This window comes from Acidovorax sp. FW305-C-20-28 (assembly GCF_058783375.1).
Genome location: NZ_JBYSYM010000008.1, coordinates 107,445 through 127,931, shown reverse-complemented (window position 1 = coordinate 127,931; position 20,487 = coordinate 107,445). Strand labels below are relative to the sequence as shown.

General features: G+C 68.5%; 19 protein-coding genes. 6 read left to right on the top strand and 13 right to left on the bottom strand.

Annotated features, from left to right (window positions below; translation table 11 throughout):
* Positions 1-42: 42 nt before the first annotated feature.
* From AC3WOH_RS11905 to AC3WOH_RS11885, 5 genes are all read right to left on the bottom strand, one after another.
* Entirely contained in the window at positions 43-1,479 is a 1,437-nt protein-coding gene (locus tag AC3WOH_RS11905; protein ID WP_492229540.1) for an ankyrin repeat domain-containing protein, read from the bottom strand.
* Positions 1,480-1,515: 36 nt separating this feature from the next.
* A complete protein-coding gene (locus AC3WOH_RS11900; RefSeq protein ID WP_492229539.1) occupies positions 1,516-3,747 on the bottom strand; it encodes an ATP-binding protein in 2,232 nt (743 codons plus the stop codon).
* On the bottom strand, positions 3,744-5,006 hold the full coding sequence (locus tag AC3WOH_RS11895) for a hypothetical protein (protein WP_492229538.1): 1,263 nt from the start codon (positions 5,004-5,006) through the stop codon (positions 3,744-3,746). Before AC3WOH_RS11895 ends, AC3WOH_RS11900 begins: the two co-directional genes overlap by 4 nt.
* 290 nt (positions 5,007-5,296) lie before the next feature.
* Positions 5,297-5,782 carry a hypothetical protein gene (locus tag AC3WOH_RS11890; protein ID WP_492229537.1) on the bottom strand — a complete coding sequence of 162 codons (486 nt, stop codon included), beginning with the start codon at positions 5,780-5,782 and terminating at the stop codon, positions 5,297-5,299.
* Positions 5,783-5,813: 31 nt separating this feature from the next.
* On the bottom strand, positions 5,814-6,650 hold the full coding sequence (locus AC3WOH_RS11885; protein WP_492229536.1) for a hypothetical protein: 837 nt from the start codon (positions 6,648-6,650) through the stop codon (positions 5,814-5,816).
* 373 nt (positions 6,651-7,023) lie between these two features.
* Between AC3WOH_RS11885 and AC3WOH_RS11880 the strand changes: the two genes are divergently transcribed.
* The gene (locus AC3WOH_RS11880; protein ID WP_492229535.1) at positions 7,024-8,028 is read left to right on the top strand and encodes a PhnD/SsuA/transferrin family substrate-binding protein; all 1,005 of its coding nucleotides are present in this window, start codon (positions 7,024-7,026) and stop codon (positions 8,026-8,028) included.
* Positions 8,029-8,055: 27 nt separating this feature from the next.
* On the opposite strand, the gene AC3WOH_RS11875 is transcribed toward AC3WOH_RS11880, so the two are convergent.
* The 5 genes from AC3WOH_RS11875 to AC3WOH_RS11855 form a co-directional block, all read right to left on the bottom strand.
* Positions 8,056-8,616, bottom strand: a complete 561-nt coding sequence (locus tag AC3WOH_RS11875; RefSeq protein WP_492229534.1) for a YcxB family protein — start codon at positions 8,614-8,616, stop codon at positions 8,056-8,058.
* An 85-nt stretch (positions 8,617-8,701) separates the two neighbouring features.
* Positions 8,702-9,361 (bottom strand): 3-isopropylmalate dehydratase small subunit, encoded by a 660-nt coding sequence (gene leuD, locus AC3WOH_RS11870; protein ID WP_492229533.1) that lies wholly within the window; start codon positions 9,359-9,361, stop codon positions 8,702-8,704.
* Complete coding sequence (gene leuC / locus AC3WOH_RS11865) at positions 9,358-10,776, bottom strand: 3-isopropylmalate dehydratase large subunit (protein WP_492229614.1); 1,419 nt, start codon at positions 10,774-10,776, stop codon at positions 9,358-9,360. The genes leuD and leuC overlap by 4 nt, the downstream gene beginning before the upstream one ends.
* Before the next feature lie 29 nt (positions 10,777-10,805).
* Positions 10,806-11,711, bottom strand: coding sequence for an alpha/beta fold hydrolase (locus AC3WOH_RS11860; protein WP_492229532.1), 906 nt, complete (start codon positions 11,709-11,711; stop codon positions 10,806-10,808).
* Positions 11,712-11,728: 17 nt separating this feature from the next.
* The gene (locus tag AC3WOH_RS11855; RefSeq protein ID WP_492229531.1) at positions 11,729-12,727 is read right to left on the bottom strand and encodes a tripartite tricarboxylate transporter substrate binding protein; all 999 of its coding nucleotides are present in this window, start codon (positions 12,725-12,727) and stop codon (positions 11,729-11,731) included.
* 113 nt (positions 12,728-12,840) lie between these two features.
* Here AC3WOH_RS11855 and AC3WOH_RS11850 point away from each other — a divergent pair, with 113 nt between their 5' ends.
* Positions 12,841-13,740, top strand: coding sequence for a LysR family transcriptional regulator (locus AC3WOH_RS11850; RefSeq protein WP_492229530.1), 900 nt, complete (start codon positions 12,841-12,843; stop codon positions 13,738-13,740).
* A gap of 22 nt (positions 13,741-13,762) precedes the next feature.
* The gene (locus AC3WOH_RS11845) at positions 13,763-14,203 is read left to right on the top strand and encodes a GNAT family N-acetyltransferase (protein WP_492229529.1); all 441 of its coding nucleotides are present in this window, start codon (positions 13,763-13,765) and stop codon (positions 14,201-14,203) included.
* An 18-nt stretch (positions 14,204-14,221) separates the two neighbouring features.
* Here the strand turns inward: AC3WOH_RS11845 and AC3WOH_RS11840 are convergent, their stop codons facing one another.
* Positions 14,222-14,692 carry a VOC family protein gene (locus AC3WOH_RS11840; RefSeq protein WP_492229528.1) on the bottom strand — a complete coding sequence of 157 codons (471 nt, stop codon included), beginning with the start codon at positions 14,690-14,692 and terminating at the stop codon, positions 14,222-14,224.
* 118 nt (positions 14,693-14,810) lie between these two features.
* On the opposite strand from AC3WOH_RS11840, the gene AC3WOH_RS11835 reads away from it, so the two are divergent.
* Positions 14,811-16,529: a hypothetical protein gene (locus AC3WOH_RS11835; protein WP_492229527.1), complete on the top strand. Its 1,719-nt coding sequence runs from the start codon at positions 14,811-14,813 to the stop codon at positions 16,527-16,529.
* Positions 16,530-16,535: 6 nt separating this feature from the next.
* Here AC3WOH_RS11835 and AC3WOH_RS11830 read toward each other — a convergent pair whose 3' ends face one another.
* Positions 16,536-17,027: a GNAT family N-acetyltransferase gene (locus AC3WOH_RS11830; protein WP_492229526.1), complete on the bottom strand. Its 492-nt coding sequence runs from the start codon at positions 17,025-17,027 to the stop codon at positions 16,536-16,538.
* A gap of 195 nt (positions 17,028-17,222) precedes the next feature.
* On the opposite strand from AC3WOH_RS11830, the gene AC3WOH_RS11825 reads away from it, so the two are divergent.
* Positions 17,223-18,113, top strand: a complete 891-nt coding sequence (locus tag AC3WOH_RS11825; RefSeq protein ID WP_492229525.1) for a chromate resistance protein ChrB domain-containing protein — start codon at positions 17,223-17,225, stop codon at positions 18,111-18,113.
* A gap of 23 nt (positions 18,114-18,136) precedes the next feature.
* Complete coding sequence (gene chrA / locus AC3WOH_RS11820; RefSeq protein WP_492229524.1) at positions 18,137-19,522, top strand: chromate efflux transporter; 1,386 nt, start codon at positions 18,137-18,139, stop codon at positions 19,520-19,522.
* On the opposite strand, the gene AC3WOH_RS11815 is transcribed toward chrA, so the two are convergent.
* Positions 19,508-20,392: a LysR family transcriptional regulator gene (locus AC3WOH_RS11815; protein WP_492229523.1), complete on the bottom strand. Its 885-nt coding sequence runs from the start codon at positions 20,390-20,392 to the stop codon at positions 19,508-19,510. The genes chrA and AC3WOH_RS11815 overlap by 15 nt on opposite strands.
* Positions 20,393-20,487 lie beyond the last annotated feature (95 nt).

Genomic DNA, 20,487 nt, shown 5'->3' with positions numbered 1-20,487 from the left:
TGGCATGGTAAAGGGTTCGGGCACCGCCATGGGCGGGCAGCATCACCCCACGGTCTGGAGGTACTTGGCGCACAACTGGCCGATGGCGTCGCACAGCGCTTCGGTGCTGGGCGGCGTGCCCGGGGGCACCATGGGCAGTTCGATGTCCTCGCGGTGCACCCAGTCGTCGCCCTCCACCTGCGAGAAGCGGATGCGCATGTTCGCCCAGTCGAACACGCGGGCCTCCATTTCCACCGCGCCGCTGCGGCTGAGGTAGGACTTGGTGCGGGACAGCCGCAGGCTGCGAAAGTGCTCGTCGTATTCCAGGTACAGCACATCGGGCGGCACGCGCGGGTCGGCACCCGAGGCCAGGTGCGCGATCACGTCCTTGAGGCAATCGCGCAGCCACTGCGGGTACTGGCGGAGATCCCAGTCGGTGGGGCCGTCGATGAGGCCGGGGGCCCGTGCCCACGAGGCGCGCTGTGCCTCGCCTTCGGGCGCCTTGGGCTTGGCCGGCTTTTTGGGTTGCACGCTGGTGGTGAGGGCGGCCACGCGGGCCTCGTATTCGGTACCTTTGAAGAGGCGCACGTCGGCAGCCCCCAGCTTGCCCTGCGCTGCCAGTGCCTCGGCCAGCACGGCCGCCACATCCAGGTTGCCGGCGTTCACGGCCAGGCGCAGCGGGGCACGCCCGCGGGCGTTGGCGGCGGCGGGGTCCAGGCCCCAGTCGAGCAACTGGCGCGTGGTGGCCACGGGGTCGCCAAAGCGGTGCCAGGTGGCCGAGATGCCGGCGCGGCTGCCCGCCAGGCCCTCCACGTCGCCAGCGACGAACATCAGGGCATTGGATCCGCCCGGGTTGGTGGCCTGCACGTTGGCGCCACGCTCCTTGAGCATCCGCAGCAGCGGCAAGCTGCCCAGGTAAGCCGCCATGAGCACCGGTGTGTACATCTCGCGCTGGTCCAGGGCTTCGATGTCGGCACCGGCCTTGAGCAGCATGTCGATGGCCTGCAGGACCATGTCGGCGTGGCCTTCATCGGCATCGGCGCGGAACGGTATGTCGGAGATCTCACCCCGCATGTCGCGCAGCCCGAGCGCGATGCAGATGGCGGGCTCCTTGGTCTGCTTCGGATCGCCCCCTGCCGCCAGCACCAGGCCCAGCTTCTCCAGCGCACGATCATGCTCTCCGGCATAGGAGGACAACTGCCCACAGCACACGGCCAGTGGCGTGGAATTGCGGTTCTTGCGCTTGTTGGGATCGGCGCCGTGCTCCAACAGCAGGCGCAGCAGCGCCACCTGCGCATCCACCCGACGAGCTACAGATGCATCGTCGTTACTGTCCGAGTACGCCCAGTGGCTGCTGCAGACCCACTGCGACGCGGGGTATTGGGACACGCTGATGCGGTCCGGGTGCAGACCGGCGCGGACAAGGCGTTCTATCTCGGCGATGAGGCTGTCGAACCCGATGTCGCGTTCCAGGGTGACGGAGGAAGAAGAGGTGGCCATGAAGGAGGAAGTTCAGAAAAACGGATTCAATACAAGTCAGGCCTTGGCCATCACCGCCAGCTCCTGGTGCAGCAGCAATTCCACCTCGCTGGGCTCGAACTGCGCCGTCATGAGCGGTATCGCAAAGCTGTAGATGGCCTCTTCACGCCGCAGCACCCAGGCCAGTTGCAGGCGCGCGAGCGACTGGCGCAGGGCCTGGGCGTCGGCCTGCACGCTATGGCCTTGCAGCAGGCCGGCCAGGGCCACCAGGCTGGTCTGCCCCTGCTGGGCCACGTGGTAGACCACCACGCGGTCGAGCCGGCAGGCCGCGTCGTCGGGCGAGAGGCGGCCCCAGCCGGCCAGGGCGTCCTGCACGGGCTGGGAGGCCAGGGCCTGGTCGAGGTGGCGCTTTTCGATCACGCGCTCGCCGGGCTTCAGAGCCTCCAGGCATTCCTGGCAGAGGATAGCGACGAGGTTGGCGCGCTGGCCACTGGCGTCCACCAGGCGCTCCACCAGGGCGTCGCCGCCAAAGCCCAGGCGCAGGCGGCGCAGCGGTTCGGTGGCCAGGGCCTTGCAGGCCGGGCGCTCCAGCCCGCCGATGGCCAGCACCTCGCCAAAATTGCGCAGTGGGCTCTGGTAGTCGAGCACGGCCGTGGCATACAGGTCCCAGAAGCCGGCCAGCATGAACCAGCAGCGCCCTTCTTCGCTGAGCGAGCGCAGGGTGGACAGCTGGTGGTAGCCGTTGTTCGACTCGTCGCGGAAGAACAGGTCGGCCTCGTCGATCAGCAGGTACAGGCGCTTGCCGGTGTACTGGGCCTGCAGGTGGTCCACGATGGCTTCGAGCGGGGTGTCGGCCGGCAGGCCAAACTGCAGCGCCATGCGCGGCGACAGCCGGTGGTCGCGCAGCGAGACGTAGTGGCAGACGATCTGCGGGTGGCCCTGCAGGCGGCGCTGCACGGCCTTGAGCAGGCTGCTCTTGCCCAGTTGGCGCCCGCCCACCACCAGGTAGTTGGCCGGCTCGCGGTTGACCACGCGGGCCAGCAGCTGCTCGCGGCCGAAGAAGGAGCCCTCGCGCGTCACGCCGCCGCGGGTTTGGTAGGGCGAGATGCGCGTCACGCGCAGTTGCGCGGCCAAGAGGCGCAGCAGCACCTGTAGCGGCTCGCGCGCGAGCAGCCATTCGGTCTGGCTGGCACTGTCCACCATCACATGCAGGTTGGCGCCGTCGTCGGTGTGGGCGCGCAGCAGCGGCCAGGGGTTCTCGGTGCCGTGGTCGCACAGAATGAGCAGCACGTCGGTGCCGGTCTGCGCGGCGCGCAGCTGGCGCAGCACGGTGGCTTCGTCGAGCCCGGGCTGCGGCACATAGAGCAGGCAGCGGTCGAGCGAAACCGGCAGGTCGGGCGGAAATTTCCACTCGAACACCGCGCCGGGAAGCACCCAATCGCGGCTCGGCTGGCTGCTGGCGGACACACGCTCGGCCAGCACCATGGACTGGTCGGCCGCATCGTCGTGCGCGAACTGCACGGCGCTCTGCCAGTCCTTGGTGCGCACTTCGGCGGCTTCGAGCGTGGCGCGCAGCCGGCCCACGGTGCGCAGCAACTGGTCGATGCGCGGCAGGCGCGAGACCGGGGTGCGCAACAGCTTCTCGGGCCGCAATTGCGCCGGGCCGATCAGCGGATGGCGCAGCACCCATACCACGGCGCCCACGATGAAGATCAGCACACACCACTTGATGAGGCTGCGCAGCCAGCCAAAGGGGTCGACCGCCTCGGCCGCGGCGATGCGGCTCTGGCGCACGGCCTCGGGGTCCATGTCGTCGCCCTTGCCGTCCTGGCTCTCCGGGCCGGCGGCGCAGCTGATGGGCAGCGCGCCGGCGGGCATGGGCGGTTTGCCAGGCCGGCAGGTCCAGTGGTACATGTCGGGCGTCATGTGCAGCAGCACCTGGGTGCCGGCCAGGTGGCCCAGGGCCGGGTCGTTGATCACATCGGCCTGCAGGCGCAGCGGCCCCGGCGAGGTCACGCGCAACTTGGGGAATGGCACCTGGGGCGCGTATTTCTGGATGTCCGGCGGCCAGTGGCCCAGCTCCTGGCTGGCCTGCACCATGGCCACGCGCCACTGCACCAGTTCGCCCCACACGGGGCCGATGCTCTCGTAGGTGCGCACCGATCCGCGGGTGGCAGGGTTCAGGTGCGGCGTGAGCAGTGCGCTGCCGATGAACAGCGTGACCGTGGCGATCAGCAGCGCGCGCGCTACTGGCCAGGTCATCCAGGATTTGAGCTGCTCGATGATCATGGGGTGGGCGCGTCCAGCACCATCAGGCCGGCATGGCGCACGGTGGCGCAGCGCCAGTGCAGGCGCGCCGCATCGCCCGTGCCGCGCACGTGGATGAGGTTGCCCCAAAAAAGGCGGCGCAGGTCATCGTCCTGCAGGTAGGGGCGCGCGCGGCCCAGGTCGTCGGCTTGCAGCAGGCTGCGCAGGCGCTCGCGCGAAGCGCCCTCCTGCGCCAGCGGCAGAAAGGTCTGCCACAGGCGTGGGCTGGCAGCGAGGTGGGTGCGCAGCGCGGCAGAGCTGGCCTGCGTCTCGTTCACGCCCTGCTCCACCAGCCACTGCAGCCCTTCCTCGAACAGCGCGGGGTGGCCGCCACTGGCGTCCAGCAGGTGGGCGAGCACCGGCTGGGGCCAGTCCTGGCCGGGCCAGCGCTGGCGCGCCAGGAGGGTGAGGTCGGCCAGCGTGGGCTCGGGCCAGTGATTGACCTGGGCGATGTTGAGCAGCGACATGTCGCCGCTGCGGTACTTGAGGTCGGCCAGCGCCTCGCCGCCGCACAGCAGCAGGTGCAGGCGGCCGCTGTGCATCTCGCTCAGGCTGCGCAGGATGCCGGCCAGGGTTTCGCGCAGCGCGGGCGTGCCTTGCTCGAAGCGGCTGACCAGGCAGAACAGGCGCTCGCCGGCCAGCAGGCGCCGCTCCAGCGCAGATTCGAACTCGTAGTCGGACTGCACCTCGCCCAGCCCGCACTGGCGGCCGATGGCGGCAAAGTATTCGGTGGGCGCCGTGCTCACGCTGTAGGGCGGCTGGATGTGCAGCACCGACGCCGCGCCGTACTGCTGGCGCGCGCGCTGCAGCAGCTCGAGCCGGAATGGCGGCTGCCCCCAGTGCGCAGGCGACAGCAGCATGGAGATAGGGTATGGCATGGCCTGGGCCAGTTGGGCGAACAGCCGGGCCTGGAAGGCGGCAAAGGGCTGCTCGGCATCTACCGCAGCGGGGGCGGGCATGCCCGGCGCTGCCGCCGGCAGCTCCACCTCGGCCTGCAGCGGAAACTCAGGGGCGAAACCGGCGGCACTGAGCAGGCGGTTGGTCTCGGCCTCGGTCAGGCGCAGGTAGCGGGTACAGGCCACCAGCTTCTCGCGCGAGCGGGCGTTGGGTGCCGACATGCCGTTGCGCCAGTTGTTCACGGCCTCGCGGCTCAGGCCGATCTCGGTGGCCACCCCCGAGGCGCTGGCGCGGATGCGGCGCATGTAGAGGGACAGAAGCTCCGGGAACGAATCGTGGGCCATGGATGGTGCGGGGCGGCAAGCCGGGTGGGAAATGGGGTGGCAACAAAAAGAGGCCGGAGCCTCTGGCACGGATTGTCTCCTGCGCCAGGGCTGCCGGCCGCCAAAAAGCTGGTGCGTGCCAGCCATTCCTGGCACTTCGCACCGTTTATCCCTCCCAGTCTCTGAAACTGGCGCGCCCCAAGCCAGTGCTCCCGCGCAAGGGCCGCCCCGCCGCGCTGGGAGCGTCCCCCTCCCGACTCGCGCAGCGAGTCGAGAGAGGGGTGAAGGCGCGAAGCGACTCAGGGGGTGCTTCATCCCAGCTTTTGCACCAGGGGCCAGGCCTTGTGGCAGCCCAGTCCACATGCCACGAGCACGGGGCTGTACAGCACCAGAGCCCCCAACACGGTGATCAGCCAGCCAGACTCCTCGTCTTCGGTCTGCTGCTGCTCTTCTTTTTCTTCTTCTCCCTCCCTCCCGGCCTTTGCGGCCTTGTGAGTTCCTTGCTTGTCGGCTTCGTCCTCAGGCGCGTCGCCGGTGATCTCCTGGAACAGCATGGCCAGCACCACAGCCAGCGCCATGCCCAGCAGCACCAGGTAGCCGTACTGCAGCTCACGGCGCTCCAGGGGGTAGAAGTAGCCCGCCAGCACCGCCCCGGGCAGCAGGAAGAACAGGCGCATGAACCAGCGGTACCAGTCGATGCCCTCCTCCTTCTTCTCCAGTGCGCCCATCACCAGGCGCCAGGTCAGCGCGCCCAGCACGAAGATGACCCCACCCCACCATTCGATCTGTGTCAGCATGTCGTGATTTCCTTGCTTGCCCTGGCTGCTCTTACGCGGCGGCGGCCCCGGATGGGTCGGCTTCATCGCCATCGTCGTCGTCATCGCCCTTGATCTCCCGGTAGGTGCGTGCTGCGTAGAACAGCGGCAGCGCCACGGCCAGCACCAGACCCAGGCCCAGCCATAGCCACAGGCCCTTGAACAGCAGCACCGTGACCACCGTGAAGACCGCTGCATGCAGCAGGCCCTTGAGGGCCGAGCCCAGCACCAGCACGCCGATGACGCCATCCACGGTGTTCTTGACCCCGTTCTTGCCCATGCTCTTGGCGATTTCGACAAAGGCTTCGGCGGCTTCCTGCGCCTCCTTGCGCTTCTTGGCCTCCTCCTTGAGCAGGCGGTCCACCGACATGGGCTTGGCCGGGTCGTGCGCATCGGCCGCCGCGCGTTCGCCGGGCTCGTCGCCGTCGTCGGGGTCGTGGGCCGGCTCGACGATGGACTGCAGCTGCGGGTACAGCGCCAGGAAATACTGGCGCGGCACCCACAGGCCCTTGTCGAAGTACATGCGCTGGGTCTCGCCCACCTGGTCGTAGAACACATCGAGCACCGCGGCCTGCAGGCCGTGGCCGAACAGCGCTGCCAGGGGCGACAGGGGCAGCGGGTCGCTGGTGCCCGTGTCGAAGTTGAGCTGCAGGTAGCTCGGCGCAGCCGTGACCTGCTGGTTGAACCACTCGTCATCCCACAGGTCCGCCAGGTCCACGCCCAGCTTGGCGGCCCAGCGCGTGGCTTCTGCGGTATTGCCCTCGGCAATGTATTGGTACACCAACTGGGCGTACTTGAGCCGGATCGGGTCTTCGAAGAACAGGTGCAGGGTGTGGGCGTTTTGGGACATGGTGGATTCGGAATGCGACCGGGTTGGCTGCGAGTGGTTGGATTGTTGCCGGGGTGCGCGTGCAGCGCCCTCTCCACCTTGTCCATGGCCGCTGCGCCGGCGCTTGACAGGGCGTCAACCGCGCCGCGGCAGGCGCATTGTTTGGGCATGCACGCCACACCTTCGGCCGCCCGGTCGCCAAGGTTACAAACGCCCCGGTCGCCTCATGCATACTGGCCAGCCTTTTCAGGGCCTGCGCCGCACTGCCGTGCACCCGCAGGGCATCCATTCCCAACGCACATTCCGTCCAGCGCCCGTCCATCCCGGCCGGCCTGCGCTGCCGATCGGCTGTGCGTTGCCGCCTACCAGAACGAACCGAGGGAGAGAGAACACCATGTTTGCCAAACCACTGGATGCGCGCCTGTGCCTGCTGCTGTCAGGTGCCACCTTGCTGCTGGGCCCCGTGGCCGCACAGACCGCAGCCACCCCTCCGGCCAAGGCCCCCACCGCGCGGCAGGCCGCAGCACTGGCCGCCCCGCTGTTCGGCGGCACACGCGAGAAGCTGGTCGTGGCCATGCCCAAGACCTACGCCAAGAGCGAGACCATGCTCATCTGGGGCGACTACTTCAACCACCTGGCACGCTGCGGCAACCTGGACCTGCAGAACCTGCAGGGCGAGTCGCTGGAGCGCAGCGTGAACATCGACACGCTGGGCGAGAAGGAGCTGATCGACGGCATCATCGCCGGCAAGGTGCAGCTCGCCCAGGTCAACCCAGGCCTGGTGCCGCAGCTGGTGGCCGCCGGCCAGCCGGCCCCCTTTGGGGTGCCGGGCAACAAGGCCAGCGGGCAGCGCAACTCGTACAAGCTGATCCTGATCTCGCGCGTGGACAGCCCCTTCACCAAGCCGCAGGACCTGGTGGGCAAGAAGATCGCGCACACCACGCCCACGTCCAACTCCGGCAACCTGGCGCCGCGCGCGCTGTTCCCCGCACTGGGCCTGGTGCCCGACCAGAACTACGAGGTGGTGTTCTCCAACGGCCACGAGCGCTCCGTGACCGGGGTGATGCACGGCTTCTACCCGGCCGCCGCCGTGGCCAGCGACCTGTACCAGCGCATGGTGGTCAAGGGCGATGTGAAGGGGTCGAGCATTCGCACGCTGTGGGAGAGCCCGCCCTTCATGACCGAAACCTGGACCCTGGGCAAGGAGGTCTCGCCCGAGGTGCAGACGCGCGTGACCAAGTGCTCGTACAGCTATAGCTTCTCGCCCAAGCTGCGCCAGCTGCTGCCTGGCAACGACAGCTTCCTGGCCATCAACTTCGAGCGCGACTTCGCCACCGTGATGGAGGTCTACAACAAGACCCAGAAGGCGCAGGCTGCGGCCAAGGCAGCCAAGCCCTGAGGACCGTCCGCCCCGGCGCCAGCGCCATCAGGCAGGCGCCAGGGGCAGGTGCTGCGCGATGAGTGCCTGCGCCTCGGGCGGCAGCACGGCCTTGGGAACCATCATGCACAGGCCGGGCTCGACAAACAGGTAGAACATGGCCTCGTCTTCCTGCCGTGCGATGAAGAACGCCCAGTCCAGGCGCGAGAAGGCGCCCTTGGCATGCTGCTCGATGCCCGCCTCCGTGACCACGACCGATTGCGGGGACAGGGTGCTGCCGTCGTCCGCCAGTTGCTCATGCAGCTGCCGCCGGGTCATGGCCGCGGCACCCAGGTAGGCCAACACCAGGGTCACCACCGCCGTGGCGGCGGCGCACAGCACATAGCCCTTGGTCTGCGGGCTGAGGGCCCTGGTCTGCAGGAAGCCCAGGGTGAGCGCCAGGAGCAGGGGCCAGACGGACAGCCTTGCCAGCCCCTCCACGACCCGGCGCACCGTGCCCTGCGCGGCCGCGGCAGCCTCCTTCCTGCGCCGGGCAATGGCCCGCAGGTTGGCGCTGACGCGCCGGTAGGCCTGGAGATGGTCGCTGCGGGTCAGGGTGAAGGTCTGCATGGGCGTGGGTGGCTATAAGGCCCCACCACTATAGGAGAGCCACCACCCCGGCCCGCCATGCCCTGGCACGCGGGTGCGCACAATGTCACGCTTGCTGCGCTGAGAGCCGCTCGCGTGTGTGCCGTGCCACGTCCTTGACCCAGGGCTGGGCCGCCCAGTGCCGCTCAGCGAAGGCTTTTATCTGGTCCTGGTAGGTCAGCGAGGCGCCGATCACGTCCAGCCCGTCGAGGAACATGCGCCGGTGGCGCTCGGAGATGGTGAACGGCGCGCTGTGCCCCGCCGTGCGCACCTGGCGCTGCTCCACGTCGATCTCCATCGCCAGCGGGCCGCTGCTGGCACGCGCCTCGTGCATGAAGGCCTGGGCGTCGGCCTCGCTCACCATGGCCAGCAGCAGGCGGTTGTTCATGGCGTTGGAGTAGAAGATCTCGCCAAAGCTCGATGCCACCACGGCCTTGAAGCCATACTGTTGCATGCCCCACACGGCATGCTCGCGGCTGGAGCCGCAGCCGTAGTTGCTGGCAGCCAGCAGCACATCGGTGCCGGCAAAGGCCGGCTGGTTGAGCATGAAATCCGACCGCGGCTGGCCCGTGCCGTCAAAGCGCAGGTCGTACAGCAGGCCCGGTGCCAGGCCCGACTTGTCGATGCCGCGCAGGAACTGCTTGGGCATGATCTGGTCGGTGTCGAGGTTGGCGATGTCGAGCAAGGCGGCCTGGCCGCGCACGACGGCGTTGTGGTTGGCACTCATGCAGTCACCTCCAGAGTTCTTACGTCCGTGATGCAGCCGGTAATGGCGGCGGCGGCGGCCATGGCCGGGCTCATCAGGTGGGTGATGGCGCCCCTGCCCTGGCGGCCTTCGAAATTGCGGTTGGTGGTGGAGGCGCAGCGCTGGCCGGGGGCCAGCACGTCGTCGTTCATGGCCAGGCACATGGAGCAGCCGGGCTGGCGCCACTCAAAGCCCGCAGCCACCAAGCGCGCGGCAATGCCTTCGGCCTCGGCCTGGGCCTTCACCGCGCCGGAGCCGGGCACGACCATGGCCCGCACGCCGCTGGCCACGTGGCGGCTGCCGACGATGCGGTCCACCTCGCGTAGGTCTTCGATGCGTGCATTGGTGCACGAGCCGATGAACACATGCTGCACGGGCACACCTGCCAGCGGCTGCCCTGCCGCCAGCGCGGTGTAGCGCAAGGCCTGCTCGGCGCTGCTGCGCTGCACGGCATCGGCGATGTCTTCGGGCCGGGGCACGGTGGCGTTGACGGCCATGGCCTGGTCGGGGCTGGTGCCCCAGGTGACGAAAGGCGCGACCTCGCTGGCGTCGAACACATGCTCTACATCGAACGTGACGCCCGCATCGCTGTGCAGCGTGGCCCAGTGGGCCAGGGCCTGCGAGCGCACCTCGCCGGTGATATCGGGCGCCTTGTCCAGCACGTAGGCGATGGCGGTGGCATCGGGTGCGATCAGCGCGCCGCGGGCGCCCGCCTCCACCGCCATGTTGCACAGGGTGAAGCGCGCCTCCACCGACAGGGCTTCGATGGCGCTGCCACAGAACTCCACCACATAGCCGCGCGCGCCCTGGGCGCCGATGCGGCTGATGACCAGCAGGATCAGGTCCTTGGCCGTGGTGCCGGCGGGCAAGGTGCCGTCCACACGGATGCGCATGTCTTTGGCCAGGCGGTAGACCAGGGTCTGGGTGGCCAGCACATGCTCCACCTCGGAGGTGCCGATGCCGAAGCCCAGCGCGCCCAGCGCCCCGTAGGTGGTGGTGTGGCTGTCGCCGCAGATGATGACCATGCCCGGGCGCACCATGCCGTGCTCGGGCGCGATCACGTGCTCGATGCCCTGCAGCGGGTCGTTGGTGTCGAACAGCGGGATGTGGTGGCGGTCGCAGTTGGCCTTGAGGTTGCTGGCCTGCAGGGCCGAGGGCGGGTCCTGGATGGTGCGCCAGCGCACCGGGTGCGTGGGGATGATGTGGCTCACCACCGCCACGTTCTGCCCCGGCACGGGCACGCCGCGCCCGGCCTCGTGCAGGCCGGCGAAGGCCTGGGGACTGGTGTATTCGTTCATCAGGTGCAGGTCGCAGAACAGCAGCACGTTCTGTTCGTCCAGAACGGCCACGGTATGCGATGCCACCAGCTTCTGGTAGAGCGTCGTGGGAGTGGTCATGGTCATCGGGGGAGTTGTCGTTGTTCTGTTTAACGGCCGGCCAGCAGGAAGGGCAACGCCGCTTCGAGCAGCGCATCGGGCGCCTCCTCGGCGATGTAGTGGCCACAGGACAGCGCATGGCCGCGCACGTCGATGGCCACGCGCTGCCACTCGGCCAGGGGCTTGAAGCACTGGTGCACCACGCCCTGCTCGCCCCACAGGGCCAGGAGCGGCATGGCCAGTTGGCGGCCCGCGTCGCGGTCGGCGCGGTCGTGCACCAGGTCGATGCCGGCGGCGGCGCGGTAGTCCTCGCAGATGCCGTGGGCCGTGCCGGGCAAGGCCAGGCAGCGCACATACTCGGCCAGGGCCCGCGGGTCGAACGGGGCCAGGCCCGCACTGCGCCGGCCCATCACGTCGCGCACATAGGCGGCGGGGTCGGCCTCGATCAGGCGCTCGGGCAGCGGCGCGGGCTGGATCAGGAAGAACCAGTGCCAGTAGGCGCGGGCAAAGGCATTGCTGGTCTGCTCGTACATGGCCAGCGTGGGCGCGATGTCCAGCAGCACCATGCGCTGCACGGCCGCCGGGTGGTCGGCCGCCAGGCGGTGCGCCACGCGGGCGCCCCGGTCATGGGCCAGCACGGTGAAGCGCAGGTGACCCAGGTGCTGCATCACGGCCAGCATGTCGGCGGCCATGGTGCGCTTGCTGTACAGGGCATGCTCCGCGTCACCGGCGGGCTTGGCCGAATCGCCATAGCCCCGCAGGTCCGCCAGCACCAGCGTGAAGTGCTGCGCCAGCGAGGGCGCCACCTTGTGCCAGATGGCCGAGGTCTGCGGGTGGCCGTGCAGCAGCAGCAGGGCCGGGCCCGTGCCACCCACCAGCGCGTGGATGTGTTGGCCATCGGGCGTGGGCACGCGGTACGGCGTGAAGCCGGGGAAGAGCGGGGTCGTGGTGGTCATGGGTGTCGTGTTGGTTCTTATTCAGCGGTGATGCCCCGCTCCTTGATCAGCTTGGCCCATTGCGGCATTTCTTTCTCCAGCCGTGCTCGGGCCTGCTCGGGGGCCGATGGGATGGGATCGAAACCGTCCTTGGCCATGCGCTCCTTGAGCGCGGGGGTGTTGAGCGCCTGGTTCAGCGTGGTGTTGAGCCTGTCGATCACGGGCTTGGGCGTGCCGGCCGGCGCGAACACGATGAACCAGGTTTCGAAAGCGTAGCCCGGCAGGCCCGCCTCGGCAATGGTGGGCACATCGGGCATCAGCGGGGAGCGCTTGGCCCCCGTGACGCCCAGCGCCCGCAGCTTGCCCGCCTGCACATGCGGCTGCGCGGCGGACAGCACCGGAAAGCTCAGCGCCACCTGGCCCGACATGGTGTCGATCATGGCCGGGCCGCCGCCGCGGTAGGGGATGTGCACGATGGGCGTGCCGGCCACGGCCTTGAACAGCTCGGCCGACATGTGGAAGGTGCTGCCCGCGCCAGCCGAGCCGTAGGAATACTGGCCCGGCTTGGCCTTGAGCAGCGCGATCAGTTCCTTGAGGTTCTTGGCCGGCAGCGCGTTGTTGACCACCAGCACGTGCTGCGAGCTGGCCACCATGCCGATGGGCGCCAGGTCCTTCAGGGTGTCGTACGGCATCTTGGCCGTGAGGCCGGGGTTGATGGCCAGCGACACGGTCTGCAGGCCGATGGTGTAACCGTCGGCCTGCGCCTTGGCGACCATGTCCACGCCGATGTTCCCCCCTGCCCCGCCCTTGTTCTCGATGAACAGCGAGCCGCCCAGGGCCTTGCCCCATTCGTCCGTGATGAGCCGCGCCGCGATGTCGGCACTGCCGCCCGGCGCATAGGGCACCACGAGCTTGATGGCCTTGTTGGGGTAGGCCGCGCCCTGGGCCATGGCAGCGGGGGATGCCAGCACGGCCAGCGTGGCGGCAGCCACAGCCGCGGTGGCCAGGCGGCGGCGGGGGAGGGAAAGCGTCGTCATGGGTCTGTCTCCTGCGGTATTTGTTGTGGGTTGGATCTTATGAGTGATGTTCAAAGCCATAAATACCGTCAAAATTACTTCATTCATAAATTCAATGCACGAATAAACCCTCCATGGACGGCTTTTCGGACCTGCGCTTTTTCGCCCTGCTCATGAAAGAAGGCAGCCTGGCCGCTGCCGCACAGCAGATGGGCATCACCCCGCCCGCGGTCAGCCGGCGCCTGGCCCAGTTGGAGCACCGGCTGGGCGTGCGCCTGCTGCACCGGACCACGCGGCGCATCCACCTCACGCCCGAGGGCGAGACCTACCTGCTGGACGGCGCGCGCATCCTTGGCGACCTGGAGGCGCTGGAGCGCACTGTGGCCGGCGCGCGCAGTTCGCCACGCGGCCTGATCAAGCTGGCGGCCACGCTGGGCTTTGGCCGCGTGCACATCGCGCCGGCCCTCTCGGCCTTCGCGCGCGCCTACCCTGAAGTGGAGGTGCAGCTGCACCTGACCGACCGGCCCGTGAACCTGGTGGAACAGGGCTTCGATGCCGCCGTGCGCTTTGGCGACCTGCCCGACTCGCGCCTCACGGCGCGGCGCCTCATGGCCAACCAGCGCGTGCTCTGCGCATCGCCCGACTACCTGGCCCGCGCAGGAGAGCCCACGCAGCCGGCCGACCTGCTGGCCCACCACTGCATCGTGATCCGCGAGAGCGACGAGACCTATGGCACCTGGCACCTGCACCAGGGCGAGCGGCAGGAGACCATCAAGGTGCGCGGCATGCTCAGCACCAACGACGGCGCAGCGGCCACCACCTGGGCACTGGACGGGCATGGCGTGCTCATGCGCTCGCACTGGGATGTGGCGGCTTATCTGGAGTCAGGCCGCCTCTCCCCCGTGCTGCCCGGCTGGGCCCTGCCCGCGGCGGACGTGACGCTGGTCTACCCGACCAAGAGCGACCTCTCGGCCAAGACGCGGGCGCTGGCGGATTTTCTGTGCGAGTGGTTCGGCGCGCGGCGCGCAGGGTGAACGGCCCATGCAGAATGCAGGCATGGAGATCCGCCCCATCGCACGGTCCGAGCTGCCGCAGTTGCTGGCGCTCTATGCGCACCTGCATGCCGACGACGATCCGCCACCCGATGGCGATGCGCTGGAGGTGATCTGGAACGAGCTGCTGGCGAGCAAGCGCTACCGGTATCTGGGTGCCTATGTGGGCGGCCAGCTGGTCTCCAGCTGCACCATCACCCTCATCCCCAACCTCACACGTGGCGGCAGGCCCTATGGCTTGATCGAGAACGTGGTGACCCATGCCGATCACCGAGGACACGGCCACGCCAAGGCCGTGCTGCACGATGCCTTGTCGTTCGCCTGGGCCCAGGGCTGCTACAAGGTGATGCTGATGACCGGGCGCAAGGACGAGGCCACGCTGCGGTTCTATGAATCTGCCGGGTTCGACCGGCAGGGCAAACAGGCCTTCATTGCCCGGCCCTGAGCGCCGTGGGGAGATGCGCTACGCAGCGCTGCTGTCCGTAAACAGCTCCGCGATGAAGCGCTCCAGCTCCTGCGCCTCCAGCAGTTCGATAGAGAAGTGCCCAAAGCGCTTGGGCAGCCACAGAATGCGGGTGCCGCTGGGTGTGCGCAGCCCATCCCTCTCCAGGCGATTGCCGTTCTCATCCTCCGGCTGCACACCGGCGGCCACCAGCTCGTCATAGGCTGCCTCGATGTCGGGGGTGGAGTAGCAATGGCGGTAGATCGTGCCCTCGCCCTGGGTGTCCATCAGTTCCTTGAGATTGCCGGCGATGGGCTGCACGAGCATGAAGCGCTCGGTGCCGAACATCACCACGGCATAGCGCACATGCAGGCCACCGCGGTCCCAGACCAGGGTCCTTGACACGCGCGCGCTGAAGATTCGCGCGTAGTAGTCGCAGGCTTGCTCCAGGTTGCCGACCAGAACGTCGACGTGGCTGAATTTCAGGTCCATGAAGTGCCGTCACTCCTCTTGTTGCCAGGGTGCAGAGCTTCTCACAGTCAGGGCCTTCAGTTTTCTCAAGCCCTGCCGATAACAGCCGGAACCGCATCAACAAACCAAGAACCAGAAAATGAGCGCAGTCAGTCTTTCTTCGGCAGGGCCCGCCCTGGGCACCCAGAACGCCACCATCAAAGCCTTGACCGCATCGGGCACCAGCCTCGCCGCGCCCTCCGGCGGAGCGGATGCAGCGACCGCCACGGTGGCGAGCATCACCGCCTCTGCGCCGGTGGCCATGGTGCCCGCGGCGTCGGGAGACAGCCGCTTTCTCCACGTCACGCAGTACCCCTCGTCGCTCCAGACCGTGGACGCGACCTACGAGGCCCTGGCCAATCTGCAGACCCGCAACGGGCGGATGCAGGTGTGGGAGCAGGCCCCCACCACGGCCGTGGACCAGATCATCGGCCGCAATGCCAGCGCCACCAGCCAGAGCGCGCGGTTTTCCGGCCTGGGCTCGGCCCTGCTGGAGCAGGTGGCCAGCACGGGGACCAGCTACCGCCAGACCATCGTGAACGTGGCCGCGGCCTACTCGCCCGACAAGATCCAGAGCAAAGCGGCCGATGCGCAATGGGCCATCCGATCCAGCCCCAGCGCCAGCGCCGCGCTGACGATCAAGACCCAGTCGGGCGCCTCGGTGCGCATCTCCATTGCCGACCAGCGCCTGCCGGCCAGCTCGGGCTCGGGCATCACGGTGCAGATCGACGTTGACGGGAGCCTCACGCCGCAGGAGCAACAGGCCCTGCAGTCGCTGGCCAAGGGCTTCGACGAAGCCATGGAGGGCCTGACGCGCGAGCCGCCGCTGGTGAACTTCGACAGCCTGATGAAGTTCGACAGCAAGGTCCTGACCCAGGTGGAGCTCAAGAGCGAGGTCTACGGCCTGAACGACCAGGGCGAACGCGCCATGGTGCTGGGCACACGCTTCACGGCGAATGCCAGCAGCCGCGAGATCGAGCTCAAGACCTTGAAGGGCACGGCCACCGTGAAGACCGATCTGCGCCAGAGCGCCATCTGGGGCAGCGCCGAGCAGAAGGCCCGGGCCGTGCAGCAGTACCTGGGCCGCATCGACAAGGCGGCAGAGCGCGGCAACGGCAACCAGGAACTGGTGGACCTGTTCAAGTCCTCCTTCGCGGCCCTGCACGGCGGCTACGGGGCCGGCGACCAGGCCAGCGGCCTCACGAGGGTGCGACCAGCGGACATCGCCAGCGATGCCGACGCCTTCAGCGAAGAAGACCACAGCCTGCTCACGGGCCTCGGGGACTTCAAGGCCACGCTCCTGACCAACCGCCGCGCCCTCAACCCGCGCCACACCAACGAGATCGACATCTTCGACTACAAGCTGGAACAGTCGACCCAGATCTCGGGCGGCTCCGCCGCCAACCGCGCCATCACGCAGACGCAGACCTCCGACCTGACCGCGGCCTTCCACCGCTCACTGCGCACCCGGCGCGAGCCCGAGCTCGGCTCCGACTCGGCCACCCAGAACTACTACTACACCCAGGTCGAGGACCACAGCAGCACCCGCATGGAGCTGGCCTACGACCAGGACAAGCCGGTACGCGCCCTGCTCACGCAGACCGCCTCGCAGTTCCTGCGCACCATCAAGGTGGAATTCAACAAGGTGGTGGACACGGTGGAAGAGCCGCTGCAGCAGCAATCGCAGCAAAAGGACCTGTTGCCCCTGCTGCAGCAGTTGCTGCGGCGCGAGGAAGCCAACGAGCTGTCGGCCGAGGAAAAGCAGAGCACGCTGCGGGAGTGGAATGCGATGGTGCTGGGCGAACGGCGCGCGGCGTAGACCCTTCTACGGAGCCATTGCCAGCTCGTACCGCGCCAGCGCCCAACTCCCCTTGTGCACTTCGCTGTGCAGCACGAAACCGAAGCCTTCGTACAGCGAGCGCAGCCCCTGGCGATCGGCAACGCAGTCCAGGCGCAGCCAGGGCCGCTGCAGGGCCTGCGTGCGCTCGCGCGCAAAGCGCAGCAAGGCGGTGGAAACGCCCTGCCCCGCCCAGGCGCGGCGCACGGCCAGCTTGTGCAGGTAGACAGAGCTGCCGGGAGCGATCTCGGGCCAGTAGTGCGGGTCTTCAAGGTCCAGGCGCATGACGCCCGCGATCGACCCAGGCCTGCTGCGCGCCACCCAATAGCCGCCCGCCTCGATGTCGCGCCCTATGCGCTCGGGGCTGTAGTCGGCCGGGGACCACAGGGGCCGGCCATCGCCCTGGAGCCACTGCGCGGCCTCCTGCAGGGTGGCGACGACGGCGTCCAGGTCCGTGGAGGTGGCTTGCTCGATGTGCATGGAGGCGCGGCAGTGAGTTCGAAAGGGCCGCCATCTTAGAACCTGTTGAGGGCTTGTGCGGGGCCAGGCCCAGCGCCACGCCGCTGCCAAAAACTCCTGCTAAGATCCGCCCATCGGGAAACCAGCCTCCCGAATCCTCGCGGATAGATGGTGTCCCATCCAAGTGCTGATCACTCTTTGCCGGAGTCATCATCCGTGGACACCCCTATGGGCAATGCCCCTTCCCTCTCCATTGCACCCCAAGACCTCGCTTCCCGCATCGGCACGCCCACGGCACCGCTCCTGCTGGATGTGCGCCGGCCCGCGCGTTTTGCCGACAGCCCCCATCTGCTGGCGACGGCACGCCACTGCCCGCCTGAAGCGCTTGCCGGGCTGGTGGCATCCGGCCCGCCGCGCGAGGTCGTCGTGTACTGCGTCTACGGCCACGCCGTGAGCCAGGAGGCCGCGGCGCAATTGCGGCAGGCGGGCTGGGATGCGCGGTTCCTGGCGGGCGGCTTCGAAGGTGGCGAGCCAGGCACCGACGCGCCGCAGGACGTGGCCCGCTGGCGCGAAACGCGGCCTCTCACCCTGCCCAAGCGCCCGGACCTGGGTGTGGATGGAACAGCAGTGTCGCGCTGGATCACGCGCGCACGGCCCAAGATCGACCGCGTGGCCTGCCCCTGGCTGGTGCGCCATTTCATCGACCCGCGCGCTGAATTCTTCTATGTGCAAGCGGCCCAGGTGCTGGCCGAGGCGCAGCGGCTCGGTGCCGTGGCCTATGACATTCCCGGCGCGCCCATCACGCACGAAGGCACGCTGTGCAGCTTCGATGCACTGCTCTCGGCCTTTGGCCTGCAGGCCGACCCCGCGCTCGCGGCACTGGCGCACATCGTGCGCGCTGCGGATACGGACGCGTTGCAGCAGGCACCCCAGGCCGCCGGGCTGCTGGCCGTGTCTCTGGGCCTGTCGCAGCTGCATGCCAGCGACGACATGGCCATGCTCGCCGCGGCCATGCCGGTGTACGACGCGCTGTATGCCTGGTGCCGCCAGCAGGTGCAAGGTGTGCAGGAGACCCACCACTGGACACCCCAGATGGTGCAGGCATGACCGATACCAACGCCCAACCGACAATGACAAGCTCCACAAACCCGACGGTGGCAGTGGCCAGCCCCCCAGATGCACCTGCCGCCGATGCGCGCCCTGCCGAAGTCCCCTTCATCCAGGCCTTCTGGTTCTGGCTCAAGCTCGGCTGCATCAGCTTTGGCGGGCCGGCCGGGCAGATCGCGATCATGCACACCGAGCTGGTGGAGCGGCGCCGCTGGATCAGCGAAAAGCGCTTTCTGCACGCGCTCAACTTCTGCATGGTGCTGCCCGGGCCCGAGGCCCAGCAACTGGCCACCTACATCGGCTGGCTGATGCACCGCACGCGCGGCGCCATTGTGGCGGGCGCGCTGTTCGTGCTGCCCTCGCTCGCGCTGCTGGTGCTGCTGTCCTGGATCTACATCGCCTTTGGCCACCTGCCCGTGGTGGAGGGCATCTTCTACGGTATCAAGCCCGCAGTCACGGCGCTGGTGCTGCATGCGGCGCACCGCATCGGCACGCGGGCACTGAAGAACCGCTGGCTCTGGGGCCTGGCAGCAGCGGCCTTTGTGGCCATCATGGCCTTCAGCGTTCCTTTCCCGGCCATCGTGGTCGCGGCAGCCCTCATCGGGCACCTGGCGGGGCGGCGCTGGCCGCAGCTGTTCACGGCAGGGGCGCATGGTTCGGCGCAGCGCGGCTACGGGCCGGCGCTGATCGACGACGACACACCCACGCCGGCCCATGCGCTGTTCAGCCGCGCACGCCTGGCGCGCGTGCTGGCCGTGGGCGGCGGCCTGTGGCTGGCGGCCATGGGCATGCTGGTGGCCTGGCATGGCTGGCAGGGCACGCTGGCGCAGATGGGCTGGTTCTTCACCAAGGCGGCGCTGCTCACCTTTGGCGGGGCCTACGCGGTGCTGCCCTATGTGTTCCAGGGCGCAGTGGAGCACTACCACTGGCTCAATGCCCAGCAGATGATCGACGGTCTGGCCCTGGGCGAGACCACGCCCGGCCCGCTGATCATGGTGGTGGCCTTCGTGGGCTTTGTCGGCGGCTGGCTGCACAACGTGCTCGGGCCCGATACCGCCTTCTGGTCCGGCGCACTGGCGGCCACGGTGGTCACCTTCTTCACCTTTCTGCCCTCGTTCGTGTTCATCCTGGCGGGCGGGCCGCTGATCGAGACCACGCACAACCAGCTGCGCTTCACCGCGCCGCTCACGGCCATCACGGCCGCCGTGGTCGGCGTGATCCTGAACCTGGCGCTGTTCTTCGCCTGGCATGTGTGGTGGCCCAAGGGCTTTGCGGGCGGGGTGGACATCGCCTCCGTCGCCATCACGCTGCTGGCTGCCGTGGCGCTGTTCCGGTTCAAGCTCGGGGTGCTGCCGCTGCTGGGCGGCTGCGCGCTGGCGGGCCTTGCGCTTCGGCTAGTCCTTCAATAGTTCCTGCACCAGCGTGCGCACGATGGGCATGGCCGGTGCCTCGCTGCGGCCGGCCAGGGTGACCAGGCCGAACAGCGCGGTGGTGATCTCGCCGGGCACCATGGGCAGCTCCACCAGGTCGGGCGCGGCGGCGCGCACCGCCAGCAGGATGGCGTCGCTCTTGCGCACCACCTCGACCAGGCTCGGTATCTCCTCGCAGCGCAAAGTCACGCAGGCAGCGGGGTGCGCCTCGGGGCCATAGGTTTCCATGAGCCGGCGCGCCACCTCGTCGCTGAGCGGGGTGGAGGCGATGGGGTAGTCCTTGAGCATCTCGAAGCGCACGCCGCCGCGCTTGCGCAGCAGCGGGTGGCCGCGCCGCGCCATGAAGGAGCCACGGATCTCGCAGACCAGCTCGGTGCGCAGGTCGGTGGCGGGCTGCAGCGATCGCGCGTCGATGACCAGGGCATCGAGCTGGCGGTCGCGCAGCGCCTGCACCAGCCGGTCGGTGCTGCCGCGCGATATCTCCAGCGTGAGCTGCGGGTGGCGCGTGGCCACCTGCATGAGCAGCGGCGTCATCAACAGCGCACCGGGCCCCGAACCCAGGCCGATGCGGATGGCCCCTCCCTCGCCTTCGCGCATGCGCTGGCCCAGGGCGTGCAGCTCGGCCGCGTCGTCCACCAGGCGCTGGGCGCGCTGCAGCACCTGGCGGCCAAAAGGCGTGAGTTCGCTGCGCCGGCCAATGCGGTCGAACAGGGGCAGGCCCAGCTCGTCCTCGATGGAGCGGATGCTGCGGCTGAGCGCCGGCTGCGTGAGGTGCATGGCCTCGGCCGACTTGCTGAACGAGCCGGTCTGCGCCAGCGAAATGAAGTGCCGAAGCTGCACCAAAGTCATGCCGATTTGCCCCCTTCTGGTGCAAGAAAATTGAATAACTTCAACTCATGCTAACCCACTTTGCAATGCATTGGACGCGCAGAAACGCCAATCCT

Coding starts and splice junctions, on each gene's coding strand:
- AC3WOH_RS11905 (WP_492229540.1), bottom strand. CDS start 1,479: ATGGCCACCTCTTCTTCCTCCGTCACCCTGGAACGCGACATCGGGTTC.
- AC3WOH_RS11900 (WP_492229539.1), bottom strand. CDS start 3,747: ATGATCATCGAGCAGCTCAAATCCTGGATGACCTGGCCAGTAGCGCGC.
- AC3WOH_RS11895 (WP_492229538.1), bottom strand. CDS start 5,006: ATGGCCCACGATTCGTTCCCGGAGCTTCTGTCCCTCTACATGCGCCGC.
- AC3WOH_RS11890 (WP_492229537.1), bottom strand. CDS start 5,782: ATGCTGACACAGATCGAATGGTGGGGTGGGGTCATCTTCGTGCTGGGC.
- AC3WOH_RS11885 (WP_492229536.1), bottom strand. CDS start 6,650: ATGTCCCAAAACGCCCACACCCTGCACCTGTTCTTCGAAGACCCGATC.
- AC3WOH_RS11880 (WP_492229535.1), top strand. CDS start 7,024: ATGTTTGCCAAACCACTGGATGCGCGCCTGTGCCTGCTGCTGTCAGGT.
- AC3WOH_RS11875 (WP_492229534.1), bottom strand. CDS start 8,616: ATGCAGACCTTCACCCTGACCCGCAGCGACCATCTCCAGGCCTACCGG.
- leuD (WP_492229533.1), bottom strand. CDS start 9,361: ATGAGTGCCAACCACAACGCCGTCGTGCGCGGCCAGGCCGCCTTGCTC.
- leuC (WP_492229614.1), bottom strand. CDS start 10,776: ATGACCACTCCCACGACGCTCTACCAGAAGCTGGTGGCATCGCATACC.
- AC3WOH_RS11860 (WP_492229532.1), bottom strand. CDS start 11,711: ATGACCACCACGACCCCGCTCTTCCCCGGCTTCACGCCGTACCGCGTG.
- AC3WOH_RS11855 (WP_492229531.1), bottom strand. CDS start 12,727: ATGACGACGCTTTCCCTCCCCCGCCGCCGCCTGGCCACCGCGGCTGTG.
- AC3WOH_RS11850 (WP_492229530.1), top strand. CDS start 12,841: ATGGACGGCTTTTCGGACCTGCGCTTTTTCGCCCTGCTCATGAAAGAA.
- AC3WOH_RS11845 (WP_492229529.1), top strand. CDS start 13,763: ATGGAGATCCGCCCCATCGCACGGTCCGAGCTGCCGCAGTTGCTGGCG.
- AC3WOH_RS11840 (WP_492229528.1), bottom strand. CDS start 14,692: ATGGACCTGAAATTCAGCCACGTCGACGTTCTGGTCGGCAACCTGGAG.
- AC3WOH_RS11835 (WP_492229527.1), top strand. CDS start 14,811: ATGAGCGCAGTCAGTCTTTCTTCGGCAGGGCCCGCCCTGGGCACCCAG.
- AC3WOH_RS11830 (WP_492229526.1), bottom strand. CDS start 17,027: ATGCACATCGAGCAAGCCACCTCCACGGACCTGGACGCCGTCGTCGCC.
- chrA (WP_492229524.1), top strand. CDS start 18,137: ATGACAAGCTCCACAAACCCGACGGTGGCAGTGGCCAGCCCCCCAGAT.
- AC3WOH_RS11815 (WP_492229523.1), bottom strand. CDS start 20,392: ATGACTTTGGTGCAGCTTCGGCACTTCATTTCGCTGGCGCAGACCGGC.